The organism is Pseudomonas sp. W5-01, from assembly GCF_046540435.1.
Lineage (GTDB): Bacteria > Pseudomonadota > Gammaproteobacteria > Pseudomonadales > Pseudomonadaceae > Aquipseudomonas > Aquipseudomonas graminis_B.
The window spans coordinates 105730-131919 of sequence record NZ_JAXCIP010000010.1; the positions used below are offsets into that span (position 1 = coordinate 105730).

General features: G+C 60.6%; 26 protein-coding genes. 11 read left to right on the top strand and 15 right to left on the bottom strand.

Annotated elements, in window-relative coordinates; translation table 11 throughout:
- Positions 1-45 precede the first annotated feature (45 nt).
- Positions 46-276 (bottom strand): hypothetical protein, encoded by a 231-nt coding sequence (locus tag SLW75_RS24910; protein ID WP_410929700.1) that lies wholly within the window; start codon positions 274-276, stop codon positions 46-48.
- 110 nt (positions 277-386) lie between these two features.
- The gene (locus SLW75_RS24915) at positions 387-515 is read right to left on the bottom strand and encodes a hypothetical protein (protein ID WP_274605159.1); all 129 of its coding nucleotides are present in this window, start codon (positions 513-515) and stop codon (positions 387-389) included.
- A 185-nt stretch (positions 516-700) separates the two neighbouring features.
- Between SLW75_RS24915 and azu the strand changes: the two genes are divergently transcribed.
- A complete protein-coding gene (azu, locus tag SLW75_RS24920; RefSeq protein ID WP_296313335.1) occupies positions 701-1147 on the top strand; it encodes an azurin in 447 nt (148 codons plus the stop codon).
- A 3-nt stretch (positions 1148-1150) separates the two neighbouring features.
- Here the strand turns inward: azu and SLW75_RS24925 are convergent, their stop codons facing one another.
- The 4 genes from SLW75_RS24925 to SLW75_RS24940 all read right to left on the bottom strand — a co-directional run bounded on the left by SLW75_RS24925 (position 1151) and on the right by SLW75_RS24940 (position 5838).
- Positions 1151-2176 (bottom strand): DUF1338 domain-containing protein, encoded by a 1026-nt coding sequence (locus tag SLW75_RS24925; protein WP_410935717.1) that lies wholly within the window; start codon positions 2174-2176, stop codon positions 1151-1153.
- A gap of 161 nt (positions 2177-2337) precedes the next feature.
- Positions 2338-3165: an ammonia-dependent NAD(+) synthetase gene (nadE, locus tag SLW75_RS24930; protein WP_410935718.1), complete on the bottom strand. Its 828-nt coding sequence runs from the start codon at positions 3163-3165 to the stop codon at positions 2338-2340.
- 58 nt (positions 3166-3223) lie between these two features.
- The gene (pncB, locus tag SLW75_RS24935) at positions 3224-4423 is read right to left on the bottom strand and encodes a nicotinate phosphoribosyltransferase (protein WP_065987784.1); all 1200 of its coding nucleotides are present in this window, start codon (positions 4421-4423) and stop codon (positions 3224-3226) included.
- A gap of 509 nt (positions 4424-4932) precedes the next feature.
- Positions 4933-5838 (bottom strand): LysR family transcriptional regulator, encoded by a 906-nt coding sequence (locus SLW75_RS24940; RefSeq protein ID WP_410935719.1) that lies wholly within the window; start codon positions 5836-5838, stop codon positions 4933-4935.
- A 156-nt stretch (positions 5839-5994) separates the two neighbouring features.
- Here SLW75_RS24940 and SLW75_RS24945 point away from each other — a divergent pair, with 156 nt between their 5' ends.
- The 8 genes from SLW75_RS24945 (at position 5995) to SLW75_RS24980 (ending at position 16015) form a co-directional block, all read left to right on the top strand.
- Complete coding sequence (locus SLW75_RS24945; protein WP_065987783.1) at positions 5995-7485, top strand: aldehyde dehydrogenase family protein; 1491 nt, start codon at positions 5995-5997, stop codon at positions 7483-7485.
- 224 nt (positions 7486-7709) lie between these two features.
- A complete protein-coding gene (locus tag SLW75_RS24950; RefSeq protein WP_410935720.1) occupies positions 7710-8993 on the top strand; it encodes an NAD(P)/FAD-dependent oxidoreductase in 1284 nt (427 codons plus the stop codon).
- Between the two features lie 356 nt (positions 8994-9349).
- Positions 9350-10486, top strand: a complete 1137-nt coding sequence (locus tag SLW75_RS24955) for an ABC transporter substrate-binding protein (protein ID WP_065987781.1) — start codon at positions 9350-9352, stop codon at positions 10484-10486.
- A gap of 185 nt (positions 10487-10671) precedes the next feature.
- Entirely contained in the window at positions 10672-11586 is a 915-nt protein-coding gene (locus tag SLW75_RS24960) for an ABC transporter permease subunit (protein WP_065987780.1), read from the top strand.
- A gap of 2 nt (positions 11587-11588) precedes the next feature.
- Positions 11589-12884: a high-affinity branched-chain amino acid ABC transporter permease LivM gene (livM, locus tag SLW75_RS24965; RefSeq protein WP_065987779.1), complete on the top strand. Its 1296-nt coding sequence runs from the start codon at positions 11589-11591 to the stop codon at positions 12882-12884.
- Positions 12884-13759, top strand: coding sequence for an ABC transporter ATP-binding protein (locus SLW75_RS24970; RefSeq protein ID WP_065987778.1), 876 nt, complete (start codon positions 12884-12886; stop codon positions 13757-13759). The genes livM and SLW75_RS24970 overlap by 1 nt, the downstream gene beginning before the upstream one ends.
- Positions 13756-14472 (top strand): ABC transporter ATP-binding protein, encoded by a 717-nt coding sequence (locus SLW75_RS24975; RefSeq protein WP_065987777.1) that lies wholly within the window; start codon positions 13756-13758, stop codon positions 14470-14472. Before SLW75_RS24970 ends, SLW75_RS24975 begins: the two co-directional genes overlap by 4 nt.
- Before the next feature lie 772 nt (positions 14473-15244).
- Positions 15245-16015 (top strand): SDR family oxidoreductase, encoded by a 771-nt coding sequence (locus tag SLW75_RS24980; protein WP_065987776.1) that lies wholly within the window; start codon positions 15245-15247, stop codon positions 16013-16015.
- 200 nt (positions 16016-16215) lie between these two features.
- On the opposite strand, the gene SLW75_RS24985 is transcribed toward SLW75_RS24980, so the two are convergent.
- From SLW75_RS24985 to SLW75_RS25015, 7 genes are all read right to left on the bottom strand, one after another.
- On the bottom strand, positions 16216-17352 hold the full coding sequence (locus SLW75_RS24985; protein ID WP_410935721.1) for an AGE family epimerase/isomerase: 1137 nt from the start codon (positions 17350-17352) through the stop codon (positions 16216-16218).
- 106 nt (positions 17353-17458) lie between these two features.
- A complete protein-coding gene (locus SLW75_RS24990) occupies positions 17459-18031 on the bottom strand; it encodes a HupE/UreJ family protein (protein WP_065987774.1) in 573 nt (190 codons plus the stop codon).
- Between the two features lie 49 nt (positions 18032-18080).
- A complete protein-coding gene (ureG, locus tag SLW75_RS24995) occupies positions 18081-18695 on the bottom strand; it encodes an urease accessory protein UreG (protein WP_065987773.1) in 615 nt (204 codons plus the stop codon).
- 58 nt (positions 18696-18753) lie between these two features.
- A complete protein-coding gene (locus tag SLW75_RS25000; protein WP_065987772.1) occupies positions 18754-19428 on the bottom strand; it encodes an urease accessory protein UreF in 675 nt (224 codons plus the stop codon).
- Positions 19425-19925, bottom strand: coding sequence for an urease accessory protein UreE (ureE, locus tag SLW75_RS25005; RefSeq protein WP_065987771.1), 501 nt, complete (start codon positions 19923-19925; stop codon positions 19425-19427). The genes SLW75_RS25000 and ureE overlap by 4 nt, the downstream gene beginning before the upstream one ends.
- A gap of 209 nt (positions 19926-20134) precedes the next feature.
- Positions 20135-20767 (bottom strand): TetR family transcriptional regulator, encoded by a 633-nt coding sequence (locus tag SLW75_RS25010; protein ID WP_065987770.1) that lies wholly within the window; start codon positions 20765-20767, stop codon positions 20135-20137.
- Positions 20768-21018: 251 nt separating this feature from the next.
- Positions 21019-21405, bottom strand: coding sequence for a hypothetical protein (locus tag SLW75_RS25015; RefSeq protein WP_141695141.1), 387 nt, complete (start codon positions 21403-21405; stop codon positions 21019-21021).
- Positions 21406-21556: 151 nt separating this feature from the next.
- Between SLW75_RS25015 and SLW75_RS25020 the strand changes: the two genes are divergently transcribed.
- Positions 21557-23626, top strand: a complete 2070-nt coding sequence (locus tag SLW75_RS25020) for an AsmA family protein (protein ID WP_192135301.1) — start codon at positions 21557-21559, stop codon at positions 23624-23626.
- A gap of 241 nt (positions 23627-23867) precedes the next feature.
- On the opposite strand, the gene SLW75_RS25025 is transcribed toward SLW75_RS25020, so the two are convergent.
- Complete coding sequence (locus tag SLW75_RS25025) at positions 23868-24401, bottom strand: bacterioferritin (RefSeq protein WP_369303828.1); 534 nt, start codon at positions 24399-24401, stop codon at positions 23868-23870.
- A gap of 311 nt (positions 24402-24712) precedes the next feature.
- Entirely contained in the window at positions 24713-25051 is a 339-nt protein-coding gene (osmE, locus tag SLW75_RS25030) for an osmotically-inducible lipoprotein OsmE (protein WP_065987766.1), read from the bottom strand.
- Between the two features lie 198 nt (positions 25052-25249).
- Here osmE and SLW75_RS25035 point away from each other — a divergent pair, with 198 nt between their 5' ends.
- Positions 25250-26140, top strand: coding sequence for an esterase/lipase family protein (locus SLW75_RS25035; protein ID WP_192135297.1), 891 nt, complete (start codon positions 25250-25252; stop codon positions 26138-26140).
- Positions 26141-26190 lie beyond the last annotated feature (50 nt).

The following is a 26190-nucleotide window of genomic DNA, read 5'->3' on the forward strand; positions in this document are numbered from 1 at the left end:
CTAGAGGTTTCGCGTTCATCCATCCCATTGCGCTGAATCAGACGATCACTCAGCGGGCTTTTCTTCGGCGGAGCCTTTTACGTCAGCGGAGCCTTCAGCATCGGTAGAGTGTTCGGCTTCGGAAGAGCCTTCGGCGTTTTCGCCGTCTACAACTGCAGCTTCTCCGGCCTCTGCTTCAGCCTTCTCAGCCTGCTTGCGCTGTGCTTTTTCCTCTTTCTTTTGCTCTTTTGCCAGATCACGTTGGCGTTTGGCGAAGGAATAGTTGGGTTTGGCCATGGGCAGTCCTCGAGGCAGACGATAAGTCAGCACATTCTGCCTGAGAATGGTGCAAAGCCGGCGTGGTATTTTTCTTCACCCAGTCATATATCCCGGTCGGTCGCCCGCCGTTACAGGTCGTAGCCTGCGGAAAACGCGCGTTGATAGACGCCGTAATCCTGGCTGGCGCGGTCGTAACTACCCGATGCGCCACAGGCGTAAGCGGCGAGCAAGCTGCGGAAAATGCTGGAGAGTTGCATGGGATCGTCCTGAAGATAGGTGACAGCGCGATCTTATGCAGCCATCGTAGCGCTGACTGTTTGATTGTCTTGATGGCACTGATAGAGGCCGCCCAGAGGTGACCGGTCATAACGGTTGATAAATTGTTCTAATTCAGGTCAGTCTTTGTATGCAAAATCCAGGGCTGCCCACCAGGAGACGCACCATGATTCGCAAGCTTGTCGCTGCATCCATTCTGACTTTGGCCAGTGGGCACCTTCTGGCGGCGGAATGCTCGGTCGAAGTCGATTCCACCGACCAGATGACGTTCACCACCAAGGCCATCGAAATCGACAAGAGCTGCAAGCAGTTCACTGTCAACCTGAAACACTCCGGCAGCCTGCCGAAGGCCGTCATGGGCCACAATCTGGTCATCAGCAAATACGATGACATGTCGCAGATCGCCACAGACGGCATGAGCGTCGGCATCGACAAGGATTATCTGAAGGACGGTGACGCGCGCGTTATTGCCCACACCAAAGTGATCGGCGGAGGCGAGAAGGATTCGGTCACGTTCGACGTCTCCAAGCTGGACCCGGCCGAGAAATACGGCTTCTTCTGCTCGTTCCCCGGCCACATCGGCATGATGAAAGGCACCGTCAGCCTGAAGTGACCGCTAGTGCTGCTTCGAGTCGGTCATTTTGAAGATGCCCTGCGCGTTGCTGCTGTCGAAGTTGAGATCGATCTTGCCGTTGTCAGGGTCGATCTTGCGCTGAATGAACTCCACGAATGAGCCCGGCACCTTGTGCGCCACCACGACGCCCTCGGCATTCATCAGCCCTCGGCTCACCGTGCAGGCCTTGTACGCGGTCTGCATGACCCTTCCCGAACCTGACACCTCGATGCTGTCCTTTATCGGCCGTTCGCGCCGATTCTGTTCGGCCACCGTCGCTTCCAGATCCACCACCCGATCGGTCAGATGATTGAAGCTGTTGCCCTCGGTGGCGATCCACGCCATTTCCGCGCTTTCGCTCAGCAGTTGGCGATAGTCATCCTCCCGAACGACGCCGTGCTGGCGGCCAAACGCGCGATACAGGGCCGGCAGCAGGCGCGTGGCTTCGGCCAGGCTGCAATGCCGGGTGGTGCGCAGGCGATTCAGCATGCTCAAGTCTTCAGAACTCAACGGGTCGCGGCTCGAACCGACGACGCGGCTGACCGCCTCTTGAAACGACTGACTGAGTCGGCCGGGGTGCAGTTCGGAGACGAAGAACTGCGCGATGTCTTCTGGCAGGTCCATCTGGCGATAGCCCCAACCGGTCATGTTCAGTTTGGTCAGCGGATAGGTGCGCACATCGGTGAAACCCAGCGGCTCGAGCAGGCGCGAGAAGGCCTGACGACCGCGCGGCAATTCGCCGTTGTCCGCCCAGTCGACGGTGCGGATGGCGCCGTGGTCGAACACCACTTTATGGCCGCCGTCGAATTGCTCGTCCACATAGCGAAGCCCGTCGGGCACGGCCTCTACCAGCTTGTGGAACAGGCACAGGTTCAACGCTTCGGCGAGCCAGACCCGATGGACCGCCTCCTCGGACCAGGAAAACCCGCCCAGCGCCTGCGGCACCTCGACGCGGTGTTCCAGCCATGCCGCAGCAGGCTGGCCGACGGTGGACGCAACGAGGGTGAAGAGGCCTTGGAAAGCAGTCATGGTTAGCGGCTCTGGGCGGGAAGTCAGAGCGCTATGTAAGCCGTGATGGCGAGCGCCATCAAGCGAAAAGAAATAACGGGTTCATTCCGTTTTTGAATGCAGCGGTACTGCTGCCCGATGAATTTTCAATCAAACCCATCGGGCGTCTTTGTGACCGAGCCTTATGGCGCGTAAGGCAGATCCCGCTTGTGCTGGGTCTTGCGGTAGGTGCTGACAATGATCTCGGCGGTTTCCTGCTTCACCGGTTCGCCGTGCAGGAAGGCGTCGATTTCTGCGTAGCTGATGCCGTGGGCCGCTTCGTCCGGTTTGCCGGGGACCAGTTCTTCGAGGTCCGCGGTGGGGACTTTCTCGACGAGGTTCTGTGGCGCGCCGAAGCTGCGGGCGATCGCACGGACCTGGTTCTTCACCAGACCGCTCAACGGGGCCAAGTCGCAGGCCCCGTCGCCGAACTTGGTGTAGAAGCCCATGACCGCTTCAGCCGCATGGTCGGTGCCGATGACCAGGCCGCCTTTCACGCCAGCAATGGCGTACTGCGCGACCATCCGCGCCCGGGCCTTGATGTTGCCTTTGACGAAATCCACGGTATTGGCCGGCTGGCCCTCGAAGGCTTTGATCTGATCAACCAGCGCTTTCACCGAGGGCGCGATGTCCACGGTGTGGCGCTCGTCCGGGTTGATGAAATCAACCGATGCAGTGGCTTCGTGTTCGTCGTGCTGGATGTGATACGGCAGGCGCACGGCAACGAAGGTGTAGGCATTGTCGCCGGTGCTTTCACGCAGCTCGCGGATGGCGCGCTGGGCCATCAAACCTGCCGTTAGCGAATCCACGCCGCCGCTGATGCCCAGCACCAGCACTTTCAGACGGGCGTTATGCAGGCAGTCCTTGATGAATTGCACGCGGCGGCTGACTTCCGCCTGCAGTGCCTCATCATTGGCAAAAGGCGGCTGGACGTTGAGCTGCCGGGCGATCTCGCGCTGTACGTCTTGCATGATTGACTCCTCAAGCAAAAAAGGAATGGCATAAAAAGGGCGGCGGTCGGTGCTCGACTCAGGCTGGCACCTTGAATACGTGGCGCAGATAGGACACGAACTCCGGGTCCTTGCACTGGGTTTTGCCGGGCTCGTCGGAAATCTTGGCGACGGGCTGGCCGGCGCAGGCGGTCATTTTCAGCACGATGCTCATTGGCTGGATCCCCGGGATGTCGGCGGTCAGGTTGGTGCCGATCCCGAAGCTGACGTTGATGCGACCCCGCAGCGCGCGGAATATTTCCAGCGCCTTGGGCAGATTCAACCCGTCGGAGAACACCAGGGTCTTGCTCATCGGCTCGATGCCCAGCTTTTGATAATGCCGGATGCATTTTTCGGCCCACTGCACGGGGTCGCCCGAATCGTGGCGCAGGCCGTCGAAGAGCTTGGCGAAGAACAGGTCGAAATCACCGAGGAAGGCATCGGTGGTGATGCAGTCTGTCAGCGCAATACCCAGCAGGCCGCGGTATTCGCGGACCCAGCAATCGAGGGCGGCAATCTGGCTGTCGATCAGCCGCGGGCCGAGTTGCTGATGGGCCATGATCCACTCGTGGGCCATGGTGCCGAGGGGTTTGAGGTCGAATTTGCGCGCCAGGTGCACGTTGCTGGTGCCGACGAACTGGCCGGGGAAATCCTTTTTCAGCACCGAAACGACGTCTTCCTGCACCGCGTAGGAGAAGCGCCGGCGGGTGCCGAAGTCAGCCACCTTCAATTCCGCCAGTTCATCAGCGGTGGCGGTTGCGTTGAGCCAGTCGATTTTTCGGTACAGCTGATCGCGGGCCTGGCTGAGCAGGGTTTCCGGGTTGCGATGGCGATTGCGGACTTCGCTGACGATAGCCAGGACGGGCACTTCGAAAAGGATCACGTGCAGCCAGGGGCCTGAGAGGCGGATGCACAGTTCGTCGTTTTCGATGGTGGTCTGGACGTAGCGCAGGTTGAAGCGGAATAGCCCGAGGAAACGCAGGAAGTCGGGCTTCATGAAGTTGATGCGTTCGAGGAAACCGGTCTCCTCGACACTCAGCGACAGGTCGCAGAGCTGCTCGATCTGATGGCGGATCTCGGCCAGATACGGCCGGAGGTCTTCACCGTTGCGGCAGCGAAACTCCCACTCCACTTCGACGTTGGGGTAGTTGTGCAGCACGGCCTGCATCATGCTCAGCTTATAGAGGTCGGTATCGAGCAGGTTCTGCACGATGCGGTCCGCGAAAGCGCTCTCACTCATTGTGTCGCTCCAGCCAGCAGCGGCCGCCAAGGTGCGGCCCGGGATTCAATTGGGTGTCGCATACAACCTTGCGGTAGCGCTGTGGCGGTACGTCCGGTTTGTTATTGACGATGGCCGACATAATGCCAGTCGTCGTGGAAGAGGGGCAGAAATGTTTCAGCGACTGACTGCCTGCTCCTAGCAGGACTGGCTGGAACTCCGATTCCATGGACTGGCCTGAACTCCAATTGTAGGACCGGCTTTGGCCTGGAAGGCGTCGGTGGTCACGGCGCAGATTTGATGGTGCGCAAACTGGCCTCTTCCCGGCTGAAGCCGGTCCTGCTAAAAGCATCGCGTGCATCCAATGGGGCTGGCTGGAATCCCAACGTGTGGGACCGGCTTTAGCCGGGAAGGCGTCGGTGGTCACGGCGCAGATTTGATGGTGCGCAAACTGGCCTCTTCCCGGCTGAAGCCGGTCCTACTGTGAGATTGCGCGACGTCAGTAGGACCGGCTTTAGCCGGGAATGTTTTTACTGCGGCGTTGGCTCGTTGAGCTGTTCGAGCATCCATTCCACAAACACGCGGATTTTCGGCACTTCGGCCGCGTGCTCCGGGTATGCGAGGTAGTAGGCGTCCTGACTGGGCAGGGCGTGGGGCCAGGGGATGATCAGCTTGCCGTCCGTCAGCTCTTCCTCCACCAGAAACCGGGGCAGCAGCGCGACGCCGCAGCCCACTTGCGCCGCACGAATGCACATATAGATCGTTTCGAAGCGCGGGCCGTGGTAGCTGTGCTCGGTCTGGTGACCCTGACTGTCGAACCAGTCATGCCAGGCCTGGGGGCGGTGCGCGTTTTGCAGCAGGACCAGATCGGTCAGTTGCGTAGCATCGGTGAAGGGTTCATCGGGCAGGCTGCCGGGAGCGCAGACCGGGATCAGCTCTTCGCTGAACAGCCTCACGCTCTCCGCACCGGGTCGGGCACCTCCACCAAAATAGAACGACAGGTCGCAGCGGCTCTGGGCTACATCATCGCTCTCCTGTTCGTTGACCAGATCCAGATGAATGTGCGGATGACGCAAGCGCCAGCCCTTGAGCCGTGGCACCAGCCAGCGGGCGCCGAAGGTCGAGGGTGTTGACACCCGCAGGACTTCGGTTTCGCCGCCGTAGGAACGCAGGAAGTGCGTCGACATCTCCATCTGCGTGAGCACTTTGCGCACCTCTCCCAAGTACAGGGCACCGGCTGGTGTCAGTTGCAGGCGTCGACGCACCCGTCGGAACAACAGGTGCTGCACCAATTCTTCCAGCTGGGCGACCTGCTTGCTGACCGCGCTCTGGGTGAGGTTCAGCTCCTCGGCCGCGCGGGTGAAACTCAGGTGACGGGTCACCGCTTCAAAACATTGCAGCGCGGTGACCGACGGGAGATGGCGTTTGCTCAGCATATTCGGCTCGTTCAGCGTCAGCATGAAAAAACGGAATGATATCTCGCTTAATCGTCGTTTGTTGCAGTGTCGCCGGCCAGCTATTACTAGAGGCTGACGAAATAACCCAAATTTGGCATTCCGCTTTTGCGCTTACGAACAGTTCCAGGAGAAACCATGCTCAACGACCTGCTTACCCGACTCGGTGTCGACGCCGCGCTTTATCAACAGGGTGACAAGCCTGTTCACACGCCGATCGATGGCAGCCAGGTCGCGTCGGTGAGCTGGGAAAGCGCCGCCGAAGTCGAGCAGCGCATCACCCGCGCCGATCACGCCTTCGAAGCCTGGCGCAAAGTGCCTGCACCCCGTCGCGGCGAGCTGATTCGTCTGTTTGGCGAAGCGCTGCGCAAGCACAAAGCCGACCTCGGTGAACTGGTGTCGTGGGAAGCCGGCAAGATCACTCAGGAAGGGCTGGGTGAAGTGCAGGAAATGATCGACATCTGCGACTTCGCCGTCGGCCTGTCGCGCCAGATGTACGGCCTGACCATCGCTTCCGAGCGCCCGGGCCACCACATGCGTGAGACTTGGCATCCGCTGGGGGTTGTCGGCGTCATCAGCGCATTCAACTTCCCGGTCGCCGTCTGGTCGTGGAACACCGCATTGGCGCTGGTCTGCGGTAACGCGGTGATCTGGAAACCGTCGGAAAAGACCCCCCTAACCGCGCTGGCCTGCCAGGCGCTGTTCGATAAAGTCGCCGCTGAATTTTCCGACGCGCCGCAGTACCTCACCCAATGCATCGTTGGTGGGCGCGAAGCCGGTGAGGCATTGGTCGATGACATCCGCGTCGCATTAATCAGCGCCACTGGCAGCACGCGCATGGGCCGCGAAGTGGCGCCGAAACTCGCTGCACGTTTCGCCCGCAGCATTCTGGAGCTGGGCGGCAACAACGCGATGATTCTGACCCCGAGTGCCGATCTGGATCTGGCCGTGCGCGCGGTGCTGTTCAGTGCCGTCGGCACGGCCGGTCAACGCTGCACCACCCTGCGCCGTTTGATTGCGCACTCGTCGGTGAAGGCGGAGTTCGTCGAGCGCCTGAAAGCGGCGTACGCCAAAGTGCGCATCGGGCATCCGCTGGAAGGCAATCTGGTCGGTCCGCTGATCGACAAGCAAAGCTACGAAAACATGCAGGAAGCGCTGGAGCAGGCGTTGAGCGAAGGCGGCAAGGTGTTCGGCGGCAAGCGCCAGTTGGAGGAGAAATTCCCGAACGCTTATTACGTCTCGCCGGCCATCGTCGAGATGCCGGAACAGAGCGAGGTCGTGCGCAGCGAAACCTTCGCGCCGATTTTGTACGTGGTGGGCTATGAGGAATTCAGCGAGGCGGTTCGTCTGAACAATGACGTCCCCCAAGGTCTGTCGTCCTGCATCTTCACCACCGACGTGCGCGAGGCCGAGCAATTCATTTCGGCACTGGGCAGCGATTGCGGCATCGCCAACGTCAACATTGGCCCGAGTGGTGCAGAGATTGGCGGCGCGTTCGGTGGCGAGAAAGAAACCGGCGGTGGCCGCGAATCCGGCTCGGACTCCTGGAAAGGCTACATGCGTCGCCAGACCGCGACGGTGAACTACTCCCGCGAACTGCCGCTGGCGCAGGGGATTACGTTTGATTGATGGTTTGTGTAGGAGCGTGGCTTGTCCCGCGATCTGGCGCGCAGCGGCAGTAAGTTCTTGAACCCGGTTTGTCTGAATCAACCGGGGAAACGCATTACGACTGCTGCGCAGTCGATCGCGGGACAAGCCACGCTCCTACAGGTTTAAGCCATCCGCGCGCATGCATTACCACGCGGAGCGTGGGAACGATCAATGGTCTGGCTGTCTCTTTCCGAGGTTTTGCGATGCCGTTACGCGAAGAATGTCTGTGGGAAACGCTGACGCCGCAGAGGCCGGAAGCGCCCGCGTTGCGCGGGGAAGTGACGGTCGATGTGTGCGTCATCGGCGCAGGCATCACGGGTTTGTCGGCGGCCCTTCATCTGCTTGAGCAAGGCAAGACGGTCGCTGTCGTCGAAGCCCATCGCACCGGGCAGGGCGGGTCCGGCCGAAACGTGGGACTGGTCAATGCCGGCCTGTGGATTCCGCCTGACGAAATCGAAGCCGGATTCGGCGAGAAAGTCGGCAGCCAGCTCAACACCATGCTCGGCAACGCGCCGTCGCTGGTCTTCAGCCTCATCGAAAAATACGGCATCGACTGCCAGGCGACGCGCAAAGGCACGCTGCACATGGCCCACAACGCCAAAGGCGAGCTGGACCTGCGCAGCCGTGAGGAACAGTGGAAACGTCGCGGCGCGCCTGTGGAATTGCTCACCGGCAAGGCCTGTCAGGAAGCGACCGGCACCACCGAGATCACCTCCGCTTTACTTGATCACCGCGCCGGCACCATTAACCCGATGGCCTATACCAGCGGGCTGGCGGCGGCCGTCACGCAGTTGGGCGGTCAGCCTTTCGACCACTCGCCGGTCAGACGCCTTGAGCGACAAGGCTCGCGCTGGTGCGTGATCACTGAAAACGGCGCGGTGCTTGCCGAGCAAGTCGTCATCGCCTCCAACGCCTACACCGAGGGCGAGTGGACGGAGCTTCGGCGCAACTTCTTCCCCGGCTATTACTATCAAGTGGCCTCGGCGCCGCTGACCGAAGACGCGGCGCAGCGGATTTTACCGGGCGGGCAGGGCTCCTGGGACACGCGGCAGGTGCTCAGCAGCATCCGTCGCGATGCCGATGGCCGGTTGTTGTTGGGCAGTCTGGGCAATGGCAATCAAAAGCCTGGCTGGTTTCTCAAAGCGTGGGCCGATCGTGTGCAACAGCATTATTTTCCGTATCTCAAAACGGTCGAGTGGGAATGCACCTGGACCGGCTGCATCGCGTTTACGCCCGATCACTTGCTGCGAATGTTTGAGCCTGCACCAGGACTGGTCGCGGTCACCGGTTACAACGGACGCGGCAACACCACTGGGACAGTCGTCGGCAAAGCATTCGCCGATTACCTGTGCAGCGGCAACGCCAGTGTTTTACCCATCCCTTTTGCGCAGATGCAGCCGCTGGCGGCCGTCGGACTGCGCAGTTCTTTGTACGAGGCTGGCTTTTCGCTATACCATGCGGGACAGTGCCTCAGAATCGTGATCTAAGAAGAATTCTCTCTCCAAAACAACGCTTTCTCCTACATCCACTACCCTCAAATGGTGCGGCCCGTAGCGGATCCGCACCGACGGTGTGCAGTTCGGTGACGCACGCTGTAACAACAGGGTTGTACAGGTGAGAACGGCGCGGTTGCGCGCCGGTCTCGCCAGGGTTGCTCTTTTAAAGTCGCGAGGTTGCACCTTGCGCGGTTTAGACGGTTGCACGCCCCGTGAAAAAGGGCAGAAATCAGTCGGATAGCGACAAAACGACGAGTTTCTCAAGAATAAAAAACCGATGGCACGCCACTTGCTCGCAGCAGCTCTGTGGTCGCAGTGCTAATTAAAAAACCCAGGAGCACCAACTCATGTCGCAGACGTTCTACAGAAAAGGCTTTCTCGCACTCGCCGTGGCTACTGCCATGGGTGCGGCTTCATTTGCGCAGGCAGCCGACATCAAGATCGGCGTTGCAGGCCCGATGACCGGCGCCAACGCCTCATTCGGCGAGCAGTACATGAAGGGCGCTCAAGCGGCTGCCGATGCCATTAACGCTGCGGGCGGCGTCAACGGCGACAAAATCGTCCTGACCGCCTACGACGATGCGTGCGAACCGAAACAGGCCGTTGCCGTCGCCAACAAGGCCGCGTCTGACAAAGTTGCCGGCGTTGTCGGTCACTTCTGCTCCTCCTCGACCATCCCGGCGTCGGAAGTCTATGACGAAGCCGGCATCATCGCGATCACTCCTGGCTCCACCAACCCGACCGTGACCGAGCGCGGCCTGAGCGCCATGTTCCGCATGTGCGGTCGTGACGATCAGCAAGGCGTCGTTGCCGGCGACTACATCGTCGACGTGCTCAAGGGCAAGAAGATCGCCGTCATCAACGACAAAGACACCTACGGCAAAGGCCTGGCAGACGCCACCGCCAAGCAGCTGACCGCTCGCGGCGTGAAGCCTGTGCTGGAAGAAGGTCTGACCCGTGGCGAAAAAGACTTCAGCGCCCTGGTCACCAAGATCCGCTCCGTTGGCGCTGACGTCGTTTACTTCGGCGGCCTGCACCCGGAAGCCGGTCCACTGGTTCGCCAACTGCGTGAGCAAGGCCTGAAAGACGTGAAGTTCATGTCCGACGACGGCGTTGTGACCGACGAGCTGGTGACCACCGCTGGCGGCGCGCAATACGTCGATGGCGTGTACATGACCTTCGGCGCCGACCCGCGCATGCTGCCAGACAGCAAGGCTGTGGTTGAGCAGTTCCGCAAATCCGGCTACGAGCCAGAAGGCTACACCCTCTACGCTTACGCTTCGGTTCAGGCCCTGGCTGCTGGCTTTAACGGCGCCAAGTCGAACAAAGGCGAGGACGCTGCCAAGTTCCTGAAAGCCCATCCTGTCAAAACCGTCATGGGCGAGAAAGCCTGGGACACCAAGGGCGACCTGAAAGTCTCTGACTACGTGGTTTACCAGTGGGACAAGGACGGCAAATATCACCAGCTCGAAAAGCAGAAGTGAGTTAAGCGCTTAGTCGGATCGGCCGTTTCCCGGGGGTGAGTCGGGAAACGTTCTGATCCGGTAATCGGCGCTGTCTGACAGCGGCGCCGGATTTCTTCTGTTGCCACTGTGTGCGCCGCTCTGTTCCTCACGAGGGAATGGTCGCCGCGCGTCAGGCTGGCCTTTCAAGTTCGTGAGCGTGCGTGATGGACGGTATTTTCCTGCAGCAAATGGTCAACGGCCTGACACTGGGCTCGGTCTATGGCCTGATCGCCATCGGTTACACGATGGTCTACGGCATCATCGGCATGATCAACTTCGCCCACGGCGACGTGTACATGATCTCCGCCTACCTCGCAGCCATTGGCCTCGCCGTACTGTCGTTCTTCGGCGTTGAGTCATTCCCCTTTCTGATTCTCGGCACACTGATCTTCACCATTGTGGTGACCGGTGTGTACGGCTTCGTCATCGAGCGCGTGGCGTATAAACCGCTGCGTAACTCGACCCGTCTGGCGCCGCTGATCAGTGCGATCGGCATCTCCCTGATTCTGCAGAACTACGCGCAGATCGCTCAGGGCCCACGCCAGCAAGGCGTACCGACCCTGCTCGAAGGCGCCATGCGCTTCGATGTCGGCAGCGGCTTCGTACAGATCACCTACACCAAAATCTTCATCCTGATCGCCGCCTTCGTCGGCATGGGCGTACTGACCTACATCATCAAGTACACCAAGCTGGGCCGCATGTGCCGCGCCACGCAGCAGGATCGCAAGATGGCCTCGATTCTGGGCATCAATACCGACCGGGTCATTTCCTACGTGTTCATCATCGGCGCGGCTATGGCGGCACTGGCCGGCGTGCTGATCACCATGAACTACGGCACCTTCGACTTCTTCGCCGGCTTCGTCATCGGCATCAAGGCGTTTACCGCAGCGGTCCTGGGCGGCATTGGTTCGTTGCCGGGCGCCATGCTCGGCGGGCTGATCCTGGGGGTGGCCGAGTCGCAGTTCTCCGGCCTGATCAACTCTGACTACAAAGACGTGTTCAGTTTCGGCCTGCTGGTAGTGATTCTGATCTTCCGTCCCCAAGGCCTGCTGGGTCGCCCACTCGTGGCGAAGGTATAACCATGTCTGCACCTACTAAACCCATTGATATCAAACAAAGCCTGATCGACGCGGTGATCGCCGGACTGCTGGCGTTGATCGTGTTCGGCCCGATCGTCGGCATCGTGCTCGACGGTTACGGCTTCAACCTGCAACCAGGGCGCGTCGCCGTGCTGGTGGGCGTGGTCGTTGTCGGTCGTTTCTTCATGAGCCTGTTCCTGCAGACGCCGAAGGGCGTGGCCATCGCCCAGAGCTTCGAAAACTCGGGCTCAGGCGTGCACGTGCTGCCACCGGGTTACAAGACGCGGCTGCGTTTCATCATTCCGCTGATGATTCTGATTGCGGTGATTTTCCCGGTCTTCGCCGACAAGTATGTGCTGACCGTGGTGATCCTCGGCCTGATCTATGTGCTGCTGGGCCTGGGCCTTAATATCGTGGTCGGGCTCGCCGGTCTGCTCGATCTGGGTTACGTGGCTTTCTATGCGATTGGCGCGTACGGCCTGGCACTGGGTTATCAGTATCTGGGCCTGGGGTTCTGGTCGGCGTTGCCGCTGGCAGCCATTGCGGCGGCGCTTGCCGGTTGCATCCTCGGCTTTCCGGTGCTGCGCATGCACGGGGATTACCTGGCGATCGTGACGTTGGGCTTCGGCGAGATCATTCGTCTGGTGCTCAATAACTGGCTGTCGTTCACCGGCGGACCCAACGGCGTGGCGGTGCCTGCGCCGACCTTCTTCGGCCTGGAGTTCGGACGTCGCGCGAAAGACGGCGGCATCCCCATCCACGAGTATTTCGGCTTCGAATACAACCCGGACCTGAAATTCATTTTCATCTACACCGTGCTGTTCCTGGTCGTGTTGGCGGTGCTGTACGTCAAGCACCGCCTGACGCGCATGCCGGTCGGCCGCGCGTGGGAGGCACTGCGTGAAGACGAAATCGCCTGCCGCTCCATGGGCCTGAACCACGTGCTGGTCAAGCTTTCGGCTTTCACCATCGGCGCCTCGACCGCAGGGCTGGCCGGCGTGTTCTTCGCCAGCTATCAAGGCTTCGTCAACCCGACCTCGTTCACCTTCTTCGAGTCGGCGTTGATTCTCGCCATCGTCGTGCTCGGCGGCATGGGCTCGACCGTCGGCGTGGTCATTGCGGCGTTCGTGCTGACCGTCGCACCGGAACTGCTGCGCAGCTTCGCGGAATACCGCGTCTTGCTGTTCGGCATCCTCATGGTGCTGATGATGATCTGGCGTCCCCGTGGCTTGATCCGCATCAGCCGTACCGGCGTGCAGCCACGCAAAGGCGTGCTGGCTAAAGTGGAGGGCGCGTGATGAGCGACGAAATCGTTCTGTCCGTCGAAAACCTGATGATGCACTTCGGCGGAATCAAGGCCCTCAGCGACGTCAGCCTGCAAGTGCGGCGCAACTCGATCTTCGCCCTCATCGGCCCGAACGGCGCCGGCAAGACCACGGTGTTCAACTGCCTGACCGGTTTCTACAAAGCCACCGGCGGGCGCATCGAGCTCAACGCGCGGGGCAAGAAAACCAACGTCATTCAGTTGCTCGGCGAACAATTTCGCGCCGCTGACTTCGCGTCGCCCAAGCGCTTCGGCAGCCGCCTGTACTACAAAATGTTTGGCGGCACGCACCTGGTAAACCGTGCGGGGCTTGCGCGTACCTTCCAGAACATTCGCCTGTTCAAGGAAATGTCCGTCGTCGAGAACCTGCTGGTCGCACAGCACATGTGGGTCAATCGCAACATGCTGGCCGGCATCCTCAACACCAAGGCCTATCGCAAGGCCGAAGAAGACGCCATGAATACCGCGTTCTACTGGCTCGAAGTGGTGGATCTGGTGGACTGCGCGAACCGTCTGGCCGGTGAGCTTTCCTACGGCCAGCAACGCCGTCTGGAGATCGCGCGGGCGATGTGCACGCGTCCGCAGGTCATCTGCCTGGACGAACCGGCAGCCGGCTTGAACCCACAGGAAACCGAGGCGTTGAGCGGCATGATTCGCCACCTGCGCGACGATCACGACATGACCATCGTGCTGATCGAGCACGACATGGGAATGGTCATGGGCATTTCCGACGACATCGTCGTGCTCGACCACGGCAACGTGATCGCCAAGGGTAAACCGGAGCAGATCCGCAACGATCCGAAAGTGATCGCCGCATATCTGGGCGCTGATGAAGAGGAGTTGGTATGAGTAAGCCGATCCTCGAACTGAAAGAGATCGACGTGTATTACGGGCCGATTCAGGCCTTGAAGAAAGTCTCGATGCACATTGACGAGGGCGAGACGGTCAGCCTGATCGGCTCCAACGGCGCGGGTAAATCCACGCTGCTGATGTCGATCTTCGGCCAGCCGCGCGCGGCCAGTGGACAGATCATCTATCAGGGCACCGACATCACCCACAAGTCGTCGCACTACATCGCGTCCAATGGCATCGCGCAGTCGCCGGAAGGCCGCCGTGTGTTCCCGGACATGTCGGTGGAAGAGAACCTGATGATGGGCACCATCCCCATCGGCGACAAACACGCCAGCGAAGACATGCAGCGCATGTTCGAGATGTTCCCGCGGCTCAAGGAGCGTCGCAATCAGCGGGCGATGACGATGTCCGGGGGCGAACAGCAAATGCTCGCCATTGCGCGGGCGTTGATGAGCCGTCCCAAGTTGCTGTTGCTGGACGAACCGAGCCTGGGGCTGGCACCCATCATCGTGAAGCAGATTTTCGCAACGCTGCGCGAGCTGGCCCAGACCGGCATGACCATCTTCCTGGTCGAGCAGAACGCCAACCATGCGCTGAAGCTGTCGGACCGCGCCTACGTGATGGTCAACGGCGAGATTCGCCTGACGGGCACGGGTAAGGAATTGCTCACCAACGAGGAGGTCAGGAACGCCTATCTAGGCGGTCACTGATTGCTGATCAATGCGGCTCAAACAAGCCCCGGGTGGATAACTTCCGGGGCTTTTTTATGCGGTAGCCGAATTGTGGAAAACAATTTTGGGCAGATGCGAAAACGCGACATATAGCCGCTGCAAATCGCTGTTTTGTCACGCTTTTGACTTGTTCAGTTTTACTGTGGAGGTGACTGTGAATAAGTTGGGAGCAGCTGGCTGGAGGCCTTTATTTACGTGGCTTGCAGCATGCTGATCAATATTTGACCAGTGCTTTCGGCCGGTATTTTTAGGGGGTTTGTCAACGTTCTTGTGGCTGGTTTTTTATACAGTCTTTATAAGGTGTCTGCCTGTGGATAAGTCTGTGTGCAACCGTTGGAAAGACCGCCGCAGATAGCGCAATCTCTGGCGTTCACGCAGCAATCCTGTCCGCGCACCCAAGTCTTGAGAATAGTCGACGGCAGATGGCCCATGGCCGGTCAAGTAAAAACATGCGCTGAGTTACCCACACGCCCCGTATGCCGGGACTTTCGGCGTTTTAGAGTTGCCCCCAGAAAATGTACGTCTGACTGTGGATAAGGTGGGCAAAAGTGTCTGCAGGCCACATGGTGTAAGGGTTGGGAGCAATTGGTCGTTTTTTGTACAGCAGAGCGGTTGTATGAGGATGTTGCGGATGGTGCTTGATCCCGGCCTGTGCGGGCGGGCATTCTCCAGAACCTTCCTACACGCAACGCTGCTTGCGTGACATTCCCGCTTGGCTTGATAAGCCCGCATCTTTAGTCAGGAGAAAGAAATGACCTCTACCGTATTCATTACCGGGGCCACTTCCGGGTTTGGCGAAGCCTGCGCCCGTCGTTTTGCCGAGGCGGGGTGGTCGCTGGTGCTGACCGGTCGCCGTGAAGACCGCTTGCAGGCGCTGAGCGCCGAATTGTCGAAACAGACCAAGGTGCACACGCTGACGCTGGACGTGCGCGATCGCGCAGGCGTGGAGCGCGCCGTGGAAAGCCTGCCGGCTGAATTCGCGAAGATCCGCGGCCTGATCAACAACGCAGGCCTGGCGCTGGGGATTGATCCTGCACCCAAGTGCGATCTGGATGACTGGGACACCATGATCGACACCAACATCAAAGGGCTGGTTTACACAACGCGCACGCTGCTTTCGCGTCTGATCGCCTACGGCCGCGGCGCCAGCATCGTCAACCTTGGCTCGGTTGCGGGGAATTATCCGTACCCGGGCGGTAACGTATATGGCGGCACCAAAGCGTTCGTCGGACAGTTCTCGCTGAACCTGCGCAACGACCTGGTCGGCACCGGCGTACGGGTGACCAACCTTGAGCCGGGCCTGTGTGAGAGCGAGTTCTCGCTGGTGCGTTTCGGCGGCGATCAGGCCAAGTACGACGCCACCTACGCAGGCGCCGAGCCGATCCAGCCGCAGGACATCGCCGACACCATCTTCTGGATCATGAACACGCCGGCCCACGTCAACGTCAACAGCCTGGAGCTGATGCCCGTGAGCCAGACCTGGGCCGGGTTTGCGATTGATCGCAGTCGCGGGGAGAAATAAGTAGGGTTTTAGGAGATTAGCGTCGCCCGACACGCGGCGCGTTCTTGAGGGCAGCGCCGTCCATGTGGGAGTGAGCTTGCTCACGAAGACGGCATTCCAACCGCTGAATATTTAGCGGATGTACCTGCCCATTCGCGAGCAAGCTCGCTCCCACAGGGGGCGCCGCCAATCTCTGATGGGATGACCATCAGGGAATCAGCTCAGCCGATAAAAAACTCGGCCAGCCCGATGTAGCAGGTCGCCAGGTGATACGGCGTTGTCGACGGCATGTCGCTGCGGCTGATCTGCCCCTGGCTGTCGAGGCACTCGTTCCAGCCGGTGGGGTGCAGAAACTGCGTTTGCAGCGCAGTCAATTGGCGCGCCAGCAGATGTTCGCTCTCAGGCCGTAACGTCAGCGCGCGCAGGTATTCAGCCTGAGCCCAGATGCGCTGCGTGCCGTCTTTCACCGAACCGTCCACTTCCAGCATCGCCGCGACCGCGCCAGTCGTCTGGTCGACACCCTGTGCTTCGGCGTGGGCGAATGCAGTCTCCAGCGAGCGATACAGCGGCGTGCTCCGCAGACGCGCGGACGATGCCAGCAGATAAAACCATTCAAACTGATGACCCGGCTCGGACCAGTTATCCACAGCGTCCAGCGGTTTCTCCAGCATGACGCCGTGATCGACGTCCACGAAGCGTCGCTGCATGGCTTCTACCAGGGCATCCAGCGCCGCCAGCGTGTCAGCGTCATCACGCACGGCCAAGGTGCCGAGAAATGCTTCGGCCAGATGCATCAGCGGGTTTTGCAGCGCGCCGGCGTTGAGCGAAGACCAATCCTCGGCCAGCACGGATTCGTACAAGCCATCGCCATCGGCGAAGCGTTCGGCGACCACGTTCAGCGCGGCATTAAGCACCGACTCCACCAACGGCTCACGGACCTTGCCCCAGTAGTGCGCGCAGGCGAAGACGATGAAGGCGTGAGTGTAGAGATCCTTGCGGCGATCCAGCGGTGCGCCCTGTGGATCAATGCTGTAAAACCAGCCGCCGTGCTCGGCGTCGTGAAAGTGCTGCTGCAACGAACGAAACAGCGCGGCCGCGCGGGTGGCGGCGTCGGGCACGTCGGGGTGATCGATCAGGCTTGAAAACAGAAACAGCTGACGCGCACAGGCCATGGCCCGGTAGCGCTGTGGCGGCAAAGGCCGATGCTGGGCGTCGAGCGCCTCGAACGGCAACGCCATCTCGGCATTCCACCCCGGGCCCTGCCACAACGGCACGACCACGCGCATGAAGTGCTGCTGCAGCTCAGTGAACAGGGCGGACAGTTCAGACTTGGCGGTGGGGAGGGAAGCGTCAGGCATTGGATGGCGTCACGGCAGTGGCAAATTGCGCGACATGGTAGCAGGAGGTGAGGCGAGCGGGGCAGCGGGGATCGATTGATCCCCGCCGAACCCTATAGGGCATGGTTTAGCCCGCGAACAACCAGATGCCGGCTGCGGCCGACAGCGCACCTGCGATCCGCACCACTGGTGCCGCCGCGGTTGGCAGAAACCGCACCACGGCATAACCCGCTGCATGCAGCGCAGCCGTCGCGCCGACGAATCCGAGGGCATAGCCCCACGGGCTCGACATTTCAGGGAGCTCCAGACCGTGGGCGACGCCGTGGAACAGCGCAAACAGCGCCGTCGCTGCTACAGCCATGAACAGTGGCGGGCGTACGGCCAGCGCGACCGCCAGGCCCAATGCAAACACCGATGCCGCAATGCCGCTCTCCAGTGCCGGCAATGCCAGGCCTTCAAACCCGAGCAAGCCGCCCATCAGCATGGTGCCGACAAACGTGCACGGCAGCGCCCAGCGCGCGGCGCCTTTTTGCTGTGCAGCCCAAAGCCCGACAGCGATCATCGCCAGCAGGTGATCGATGCCGCCCAGTGGATGGCTGATGCCGGCCACAAGACCGCTTTCATCATGGCCGGGGTGGGCGAAGGCCAGCGCCGGAACGAGGAGCAGCGCCAACGCGCCGAATACTTTTTTGCCGTTCATGAATGAATTCCTTGCTTCACTTGGGTGTTAGCCATTTGGGTGGACGAAATCAGGCCGCAGTCAGCAGACCCTGGCGCTCGATGAACGCGATGATCTGCTCCAGGCCGTGACCGGTTTTCTGGTTGCTGAACACGAACGGCTTGTCGCCGCGCATCTTCTTCGTGTCGCGGTCCATCATGTCCAGCGATGCACCCACCAGCGGCGCGAGGTCGATCTTGTTGATCACCAGCAGATCGGATTTACAGATGCCCGGGCCGCCCTTGCGCGGCAGCTTGTCGCCGGCCGACACGTCGATCACATAAATGGTGAGGTCCGACAGCTCCGGGCTGAACGTCGCCGACAGGTTGTCGCCGCCGGATTCGACGATGATCAGGTCCAGCCCCTCGAAGCGCCGATTGAGCTGGTCGACCGCTTCCAGATTGATCGAAGCGTCTTCGCGGATCGCCGTGTGCGGGCAGCCACCGGTTTCGACGCCGATGATGCGCTCGGGCGCCAGTGCTTCATTGCGCACCAGAAAATCAGCGTCTTCACGGGTGTAGATATCGTTGGTGACCACCGCGAGGTTGTAACGATCGCGCAGGGCCAGGCACAGCGCGAGCGTCAGCGCGGTCTTGCCGGACCCGACCGGACCGCCGATGCCGACGCGCAAAGGTTGGCTGTTCATTCGTTCTCTCCGTTAAGCATGGTGTACGGTTCGAGGTACTGCGGCGATGGCAGCCACCTCATGATCGGAACAGGCGGCTGTACTGCCGCTCATGGTTCATGCTCGCCAGCGCCAGACCGAATGGCGCGCTGCCGATGTGTTCAGGATTCAGTACGTTCGCGTCGTGCCGGGCCTTCTGCAGCAGCGGCAGCAACTCACTGGTCAGGCGCTGTGCAGCTTGCTGCCCCAGTGGCAGGGTTTTCATCAGCACCGCCAACTGGTTTTCGAGCCAGCTCCAGAGCCAGGCAGCGAGCGCGTCCTGAGGGCTGATCTGCCAGGCGCGCGCGGCCAGTGCCCAACCCAGCGCCAGATGTGGCTCACCCATACGCTGTAGAAAGTCCCGCGCGGGCTGATCCATTTCCGGCAGACCGTTGAGCAATTGCTGCAGCGAGTAGCCCATCTGCCGGCTTTCCAGATGCAGTTCGCGGGTTTCGCGGCTGGCGCGATGCTCTTCGCTCAATTGCAACAAGGCCGCCCAGTCGTCTTCGGCAGCCGCCGTGCAGTGCGCCAGTAAAAGCGGCGCCTCGAATCGTGCAAGGTTGAGCAGCAACTGGTCGCCAATCCAGCGGGCGGCGCTGGCCGAGTCGTGGACGGTCGATTGCTCGACCGCCATTTCCAGGCCCTGGGAATAGCTGTAGCCGCCGATCGGCAGTTGGGGGCTGGCCAGACGCAGCAGCGCCCAGGCTGCGTTCACGTGCGTACGCCGAATTGATGAATGCGCGGCGCGTAATTGAAATCTTCCTCACCGGCGCGCGAATGGTGATGGCCGCCGCCATAGGCGCCGTGCTCGGGCTGGAAGGGGGCTTCGATGGATTCGGTCGTGGCGCCCAGTTGATCGAGCATGGCCTTGAGCACGTAGTCGTCGAGCAGACGCAGCCAGCCGTCGCCTACTTGCAGTGCCACATGGCGGTTGCCCAAGTGATACGCCGCCCGGGTCAGCTCGAACGTGTTGCTGCACGTCACGTGCATCAGTTGCTCGGGGCGCGCGCAAACACGCACGATCCGCCCGTCTTCAGCCTTGAGAAAGTCGCCATCACGCAGCGGCGGCTGGCCCCGCTCAAGGAACAGCCCGACGTCTTCGCCCTCGCCACTGAAACAGCGCAGCCGGCTTTTGCTCCGCGCCTCGAATATCAAATGCAGCTCTGCGGCCCATTCAGCCTGAGGTTCGACCCGTTGATGAATCACCAGCATCAGAAAGCTTCCAGCAATGTGCGATGCAAGGGCTAGAGCAAGTGGCTTGCCAACAGATGGACAGGGCAGAAATTGCCAGAATACGGTGCAGTAAGGGCTGTACTGATCACCTCAGTGCGACTTATCGGTGCGTCAGTTGCGAAGGCGCACCTCCGTGGTGCGAAGGGAGGGTCATGAGGCCGTGTTGCAGAGGAGTGAAGCGTCGCGGCTCACTCGGTGCTGCCCAATCCCTGCCAACGCTTGGCGCCGATGAAGATAAAGCGCAGTTGCTGAGTGATTTTCGCGCGGGGGGTCAAATGTTCGGCCAATGCCGGGGGCGGCGGGTCGATCAGCTCCGGAAGCATGGCAAACACGCTTTTCACCACCAGGTCGGCCATGACCGAGAGGTCGTCGGTGTTCAGGTGATGGAATTTGGGCATCGACGCCAAGTCGGTCGCGAGGTCGGCGATGATGCCTTCGCGCAGCGCACCGAGCGCCTGTCGGACCTTCAGCGAGCCGCCGTATTGTTCGCGCGCCAGGAACAGAAACTGCGAGCGGTTGGCGGCCACGACGTCCAGAAAGATGCGGATGGAGGCGTCGATGATGCCGCTGTCGATGTTGTCGTTGTGGCGCACGCGGCGGATGGTTTCGCGGAAGGTCTGACCGACTTCGCTGACCAGCGCCAGGCCGAGGTGGTCCATGTCATCGAAGTGCCGATAGAAACCGGTGGGCACGATGCCGGCGGTTTTCGCCACTTCGCGCAGGCTCAGACTGCCGAAACCGCGTCCGCTCTCCATCAGGCCCCGGGCTGCATCGAGCAGGGCATGGCGAGTCTGCTGTTTCTGTTCGGCGCGGGGCAGCATGGGGCGTGTATCTGATAGAGGCATGGGCCGCAACTCTAGCAAATGCGTTTGCGTGGCGTCGAACCCGGTTTGACGTCGGGCAATAAAAAGCCCGGCGATCAGGGCCGGGCTGTTCACATGTTTTTTGTCGTGCCGATTTTTGGTTGATCTGACCGGCCTCTTCCCGGCTTAAGCCGGTCCCACTAACAAGCGCCGCGTTGTTTCTGTAGGACTGGCTTCAGCCGGGAAGCTTTTGACGGAGCGGGTAAAAATCAGGAAACGCGCTGATACTGCTGAATCAGCCGATCAGGGCCGTTTTCGGCGACGCGCTGATATTGATTGATCAATCGGTCGGGGCCGTCCTGCGCAAGGGTCGGCAAACCGGAATGCTGTGTCGCCTTTGCTTCGCCGAGGATCGCTTGTTCGCTGGCAGGCATCGCGAACGCGCTCGAGGCAAGCAGGGAAAGGGTCAGGGCAATCAACTGGCGTTTCATGGAAGGATGCTCGGGTGTAAAGGGTGATGTGAACGTGCTGGCGATTTTACCGCTGCCCGCCTGATAAAGAAGTTCAGCGAGCTGATGGTGACCATCGACAGAAATGATGCGCCTCTGGACTCGTTGCCTGGCGGGCCTTTCAGCGAGTTTCAGAGGGATCGCCAAGCCCGTCTGGACGTACGGTATCGGTGGGGTGCGGAACTTTTCTGGCCTTGAATACAGATTTGATCAAACCGACGCGGCTTTTCTCAGTCGAAGCGTTACGACGTACGAGACGCGCCCTGGATGGCGCATCGGTTTTTGGGGAGACAACGCAATGACGCGAGGCCGTAAAATCTTCGCCTGGACAGCCGCAATCCTGCTGCTGTTGCTGGTGATTCTGATCATTGTGATCGCCACGTTCGACTGGAACCGACTCAAGCCGACCATCAACGAGAAGGTGTCTGCAGAACTCCATCGTCCCTTTGCCATCAACGGCAATCTGGCCGTGAGCTGGCACCGCGAGCCCGATGAAGGCGGCTGGCGCGCCTGGGTGCCGTGGCCGCACCTGTCGGCGGAAGACATCGCACTGGGCAACCCGGAATGGTCAAAGACGCCGCAGATGGTCACGCTCAAGCGCGTCGACCTGCGTTTGTCTCCCTTGCCGTTGCTGGCCCAGCGCGTGGTCATCCCGCGTATCAACCTGACCGAGCCCAACGCGAAGATCGAGCGTCTGGCCGATGGCCGCGCCAACTGGGTCTTTGATCTGCCCAAGAGCGACCCGAACGCCAAACCGTCGAGCTGGGTGGTCGACATCGGCTCGATCGGCTTCGACAAAGGCTTCGTGAGCTACAACGACCAGAAGATCAACACGGCCGTCGATGTCGTCATCGACATGCTGGGCAAGCCGATCCCCTACAGCGACATCGTCGGCAGCAGCGAGGCGAAGAAGGTTCAGGACAAGGGCGCTTCGGCTCAGGACTATGCCTTCGGCTTTACTGCCAAAGGCCAGTACCACGGCCAGAAACTCAACGGCAGCGGCAAGGTAGGTGGACTGCTGGCGCTGAAAGACGCGGCGTTGCCATTCCCGGTGCAGGCCGACGTCAGCGCGGGTGCCTTGCGTGTTGCGATTGCAGGCACGGTTACCGATCCGCAGAATCTGGGTGAACTGGACCTGCGCCTAAAACTCTCCGGCGACAGCCTCAGCAATCTCTATCCGCTGACCGGCGTGACGCTGCCGGATTCCCCCCCGTACTCCACAGACGGCCGCCTGATCGCGAAACTGCACGACCCGGCGGGTGCGTCGTTCCAGTACAAGGGCTTCAACGGCAAGATCGGCGACAGCGACATCCACGGTGATCTCGGCTTTGCCGCCAGCGAACCTCGCCCCAAGCTGACCGGCGCGCTGGTGTCCAACCAACTGCTGATGGCGGACCTCAAGCCGCTGATTGGCGCCGATTCCAATGCCGAGCAGAAAACCCGGGGCGGCGAGAGCAAGCAGCCGACAGGCAAGGTGCTGCCGGTCGAGGAGTTCAAGACCGACCGCTGGGCTGCCATGGACGCCGACGTCGAGTTCACGGGCAAGCGCATCGTGCAGAGCGCCGACCTGCCGTTCACCGACCTGTACACCCACGTGGTGCTCAACGATGGTGTGCTGAGTCTGGAACCGCTGCGGTTTGGTGTGGCAGGCGGCAAGCTCGACGCCGACATCAAGCTCAACGGGCACACCCAGCCGCTGGAGGGCCGCGCGAAACTGTCGGCTCGCGGCTTCAAGCTCAAGCAGCTGTTCCCCACCTTCGAACCGATGAAAACCAGCTTTGGTGAGCTCAACGGTGATGCCGACCTCAGTGGCCGTGGCAACTCGGTGGCAGCGTTGCTGGGCACGTCCAACGGCGAGCTGAAGATGCTGATCAACGACGGCGCCGTCAGCCGTGGCCTGATGGAGATTGCGGGCCTGAACGTTGGCAACTACGTGGTGGGCAAGCTGTTCGGCGACAAGGACGTGAAGATCAACTGTGCGGCCACCGATGTCGGCTTCAAGGACGGCTTGGCGAGCACGAAGGTGTTTGTGTTCGATACCGAGAACGCGATTATTTACGTCGATGGCACGGCGAACCTGAAGACCGAGCAACTGGACATGAAGGTGACGCCCGAGTCGAAAGGCTTCCGGGTCTTCTCCCTGCGTTCGCCGCTGTATGTGCGTGGGCCGTTCAGCAAACCCAACGCGGGTGTTGAGTCAGGTCCGCTGTTGCTGCGCGGCGCGGGCATGGTGCTGTTGGGCGCTGCAGTCGGACCGGCGGCGGGATTGCTGGCACTGGTGGCACCGAGCAGCGGCGACGCGCCTAACCAGTGCACCGGGTTGCTGGAGCAGATGCGTTCAGGCAAGGCGCCTAAGACTGTGAAATAAGTTCGGCGCAGGATTCTGTGCCGTCTTCACTCACACAATATGCCCGGCTTCGGCGCAGGCTTGCGTGGTACCCGGTCCCACAGAACCGCGTTCGGCGCCTGATTCAGCGTCAGGTTGATCTGGCCCTTGTGGGAGCGAGCTTGCTCGCGAAGAGCTCGGTATCCGCTAAACATCCCGCCTGAAAGTTACCCACAAAAAAGCCAGGGCATGTGCCCTGGCTTTTTGCATTGCGTGTCGCGTATCAGAGGCCGTCGAGCAGGTCTGCCATGTCGTCGGCGTGCTCTTCTTCCTGCGCCAGGATCTCTTCAAAGATACGGCGGGTGGTCGGGTCTTGGTCGCCGATGTACTGAATGATTTCGCGGTAGCTGTCGATCGCGATGCGCTCGGCCACCAGGTCTTCAGTGATCATCTCTTTAAGCGTGTTGCCGGCCACGTACTGGGCGTGGGAATTCTGGCTCAGCAGGTCCGGGTTGAATTCCGGCTCGCCGCCCAGCTGCACGATGCGCTCGGCCAGCTTGTCAGCGTGTTCGAGCTCTTGATTGGCGTGTTCCAGAAACTCATCAGCGGCGGCGTGGGACTTGATGCCCTTGGCCATGAAGTAGTGACGCTTGTAACGCAGGGTGCAGACCAGTTCAGTCGCGAGCGACGAGTTCAGCAAACGCAGGACCTCATCACGATCACCGTTGTAGCCTTCAGTGACGGCGCCGTCTTCAACGTTTTTGCGCGCGCGCTCTCGCAGGGTGGCGACGTCGGTCATTGGGTGCAGATTGATCATCAGATTTCTCCAGGGCTTTTACGGTTTTTTCCGTCGCGCTCTGTTGCGCCATACGTCAAGCAGGCGCCCGGCGAGATCGGGTCTTAAGGTGTGAGTGGTGGGCGCTGGCAAAAGTTTGATTTTTGTTCGGGGACTTTTTGACGCAGTGTCAGATGGTCGGGTTGTGGCGGGAACAGGGCGATGCGGAGTCAAGATGGTGTGCGCGTGTTTCCAAGGAATCGCTCGCGACAGCGGCAGCGCCGGGCATCTTTGCGATGCCTCGGCGCTCGTGATCACGAGCGGACTCACCCATTCATACGAACGGCGTCAGATCACATGGCGCGTTCGTTGGCGTCACGCTGTTCGCAGGTCATGAAACCCTTGCTGTTGACGCGGCCATTGTTGTCGAAGGTGACGTAGTACGCCTGCTGATGGCCTTCGCGGTTCAGCACGTAGTTGTTGCAAGTACCTGGGTGGGCGCGACGCTGAATGGAGGTCGATGGCGTGCCGCCAATGGTCAGGACCTGTTCTTTGGTCATGCCTTCTTCGACTTGCTTGACCAGCGGCTCATTGCGATAGGTCGCGTAATCAACGGGGTTCGGCAGGGTGGTCGATGCGCAACCGGCCAATGCGGCCATGGAAATCACTACTGCCAGGGATTGCTTGAACATTCGAATCGCTCCGCGAAAAAGGCCATTGTTGGCCCGTTGCTGTTAGGAGCATTCAAGATGCAAAAGAGTTCGATCAAATTGATGGCGATGGGGCATTACCCGTACTGTCATGTTTTATGAATGTTTCCCGGCTACTTTGACGTGGCTGACTTGACCCCGCAGCGCTGAACAAAAACGCTCACTGAGGGACGCTCCTTAATGTCGCAAGAGCAGGCCACCCGTTATCCCATCGTTCTGGTACCGGGATTGATGGGCTTCGTGAAACTGGTGGTCTATCCGTATTGGTTCGGCATCGTGCCGGCGCTGCGTCGGGGCGGCGCGCAGGTGATTCCGGTCATGGTGTCGGCGGTCAATTCCACCGAGATTCGCGGCGAGCAATTGCTGGCCCGAGTCCAGGAAGTTCTCAAGGAAACCGGCGCAGCGAAGGTCAACCTGATCGGTCACAGTCAGGGAGCGCTGACCATTCGGTATGTTGCTGGCGTACGCCCGGACCTGGTCGCCTCGGTCACCTCCGTCGCGGGGCCCAACCATGGCTCCGAACTGGCCGACTACTTTGAAGCGCATTACCCGCCCCATACCCTGAAAGGGCGTGTGGTCAACGCTGCCATCCGCCTCACCACGCTCATCACCAGCCTGCTCGACACCGGTTATCGCGGTACGCGCCTGCCCGTGGATGTCGACGCTGCGCACCATTCGCTGACCGCACGCGGCGTGGCGCACTTCAACCGGCGGTTCCCCCAGGGATTGCCCGAACACTGGGGCGGGCAGGGCGAGGAGGAGGTCGGCGGCGTGCGCTATTACTCGTGGTCCGGGACCCTGCAACCGGGGCGTACCGACCGCGGCAAGAACCTCTTTGATACGTCAAATCTCACTTGCCGAATATTTGCTCGCACGTTCACGAAAGAGCGGGGTCAATCTGATGGCATGGTCGGGAGATGCAGTTCTCACTTGGGTAAAGTCATCGGTGATGACTACCCGCTCGACCATTTCGACATCGTCAACCAGCACTTCGGGCTGGTGGGCAACGGAGCCGATCCCGTGGGGTTGTTCCTTGAACATGCCGCGCGTCTCAAAGCCGCCGGTCTTTGACTTATTTGGCCGTAGTTCGTGATCAGTCGACCCGTGAGGTCGCGTAGGAA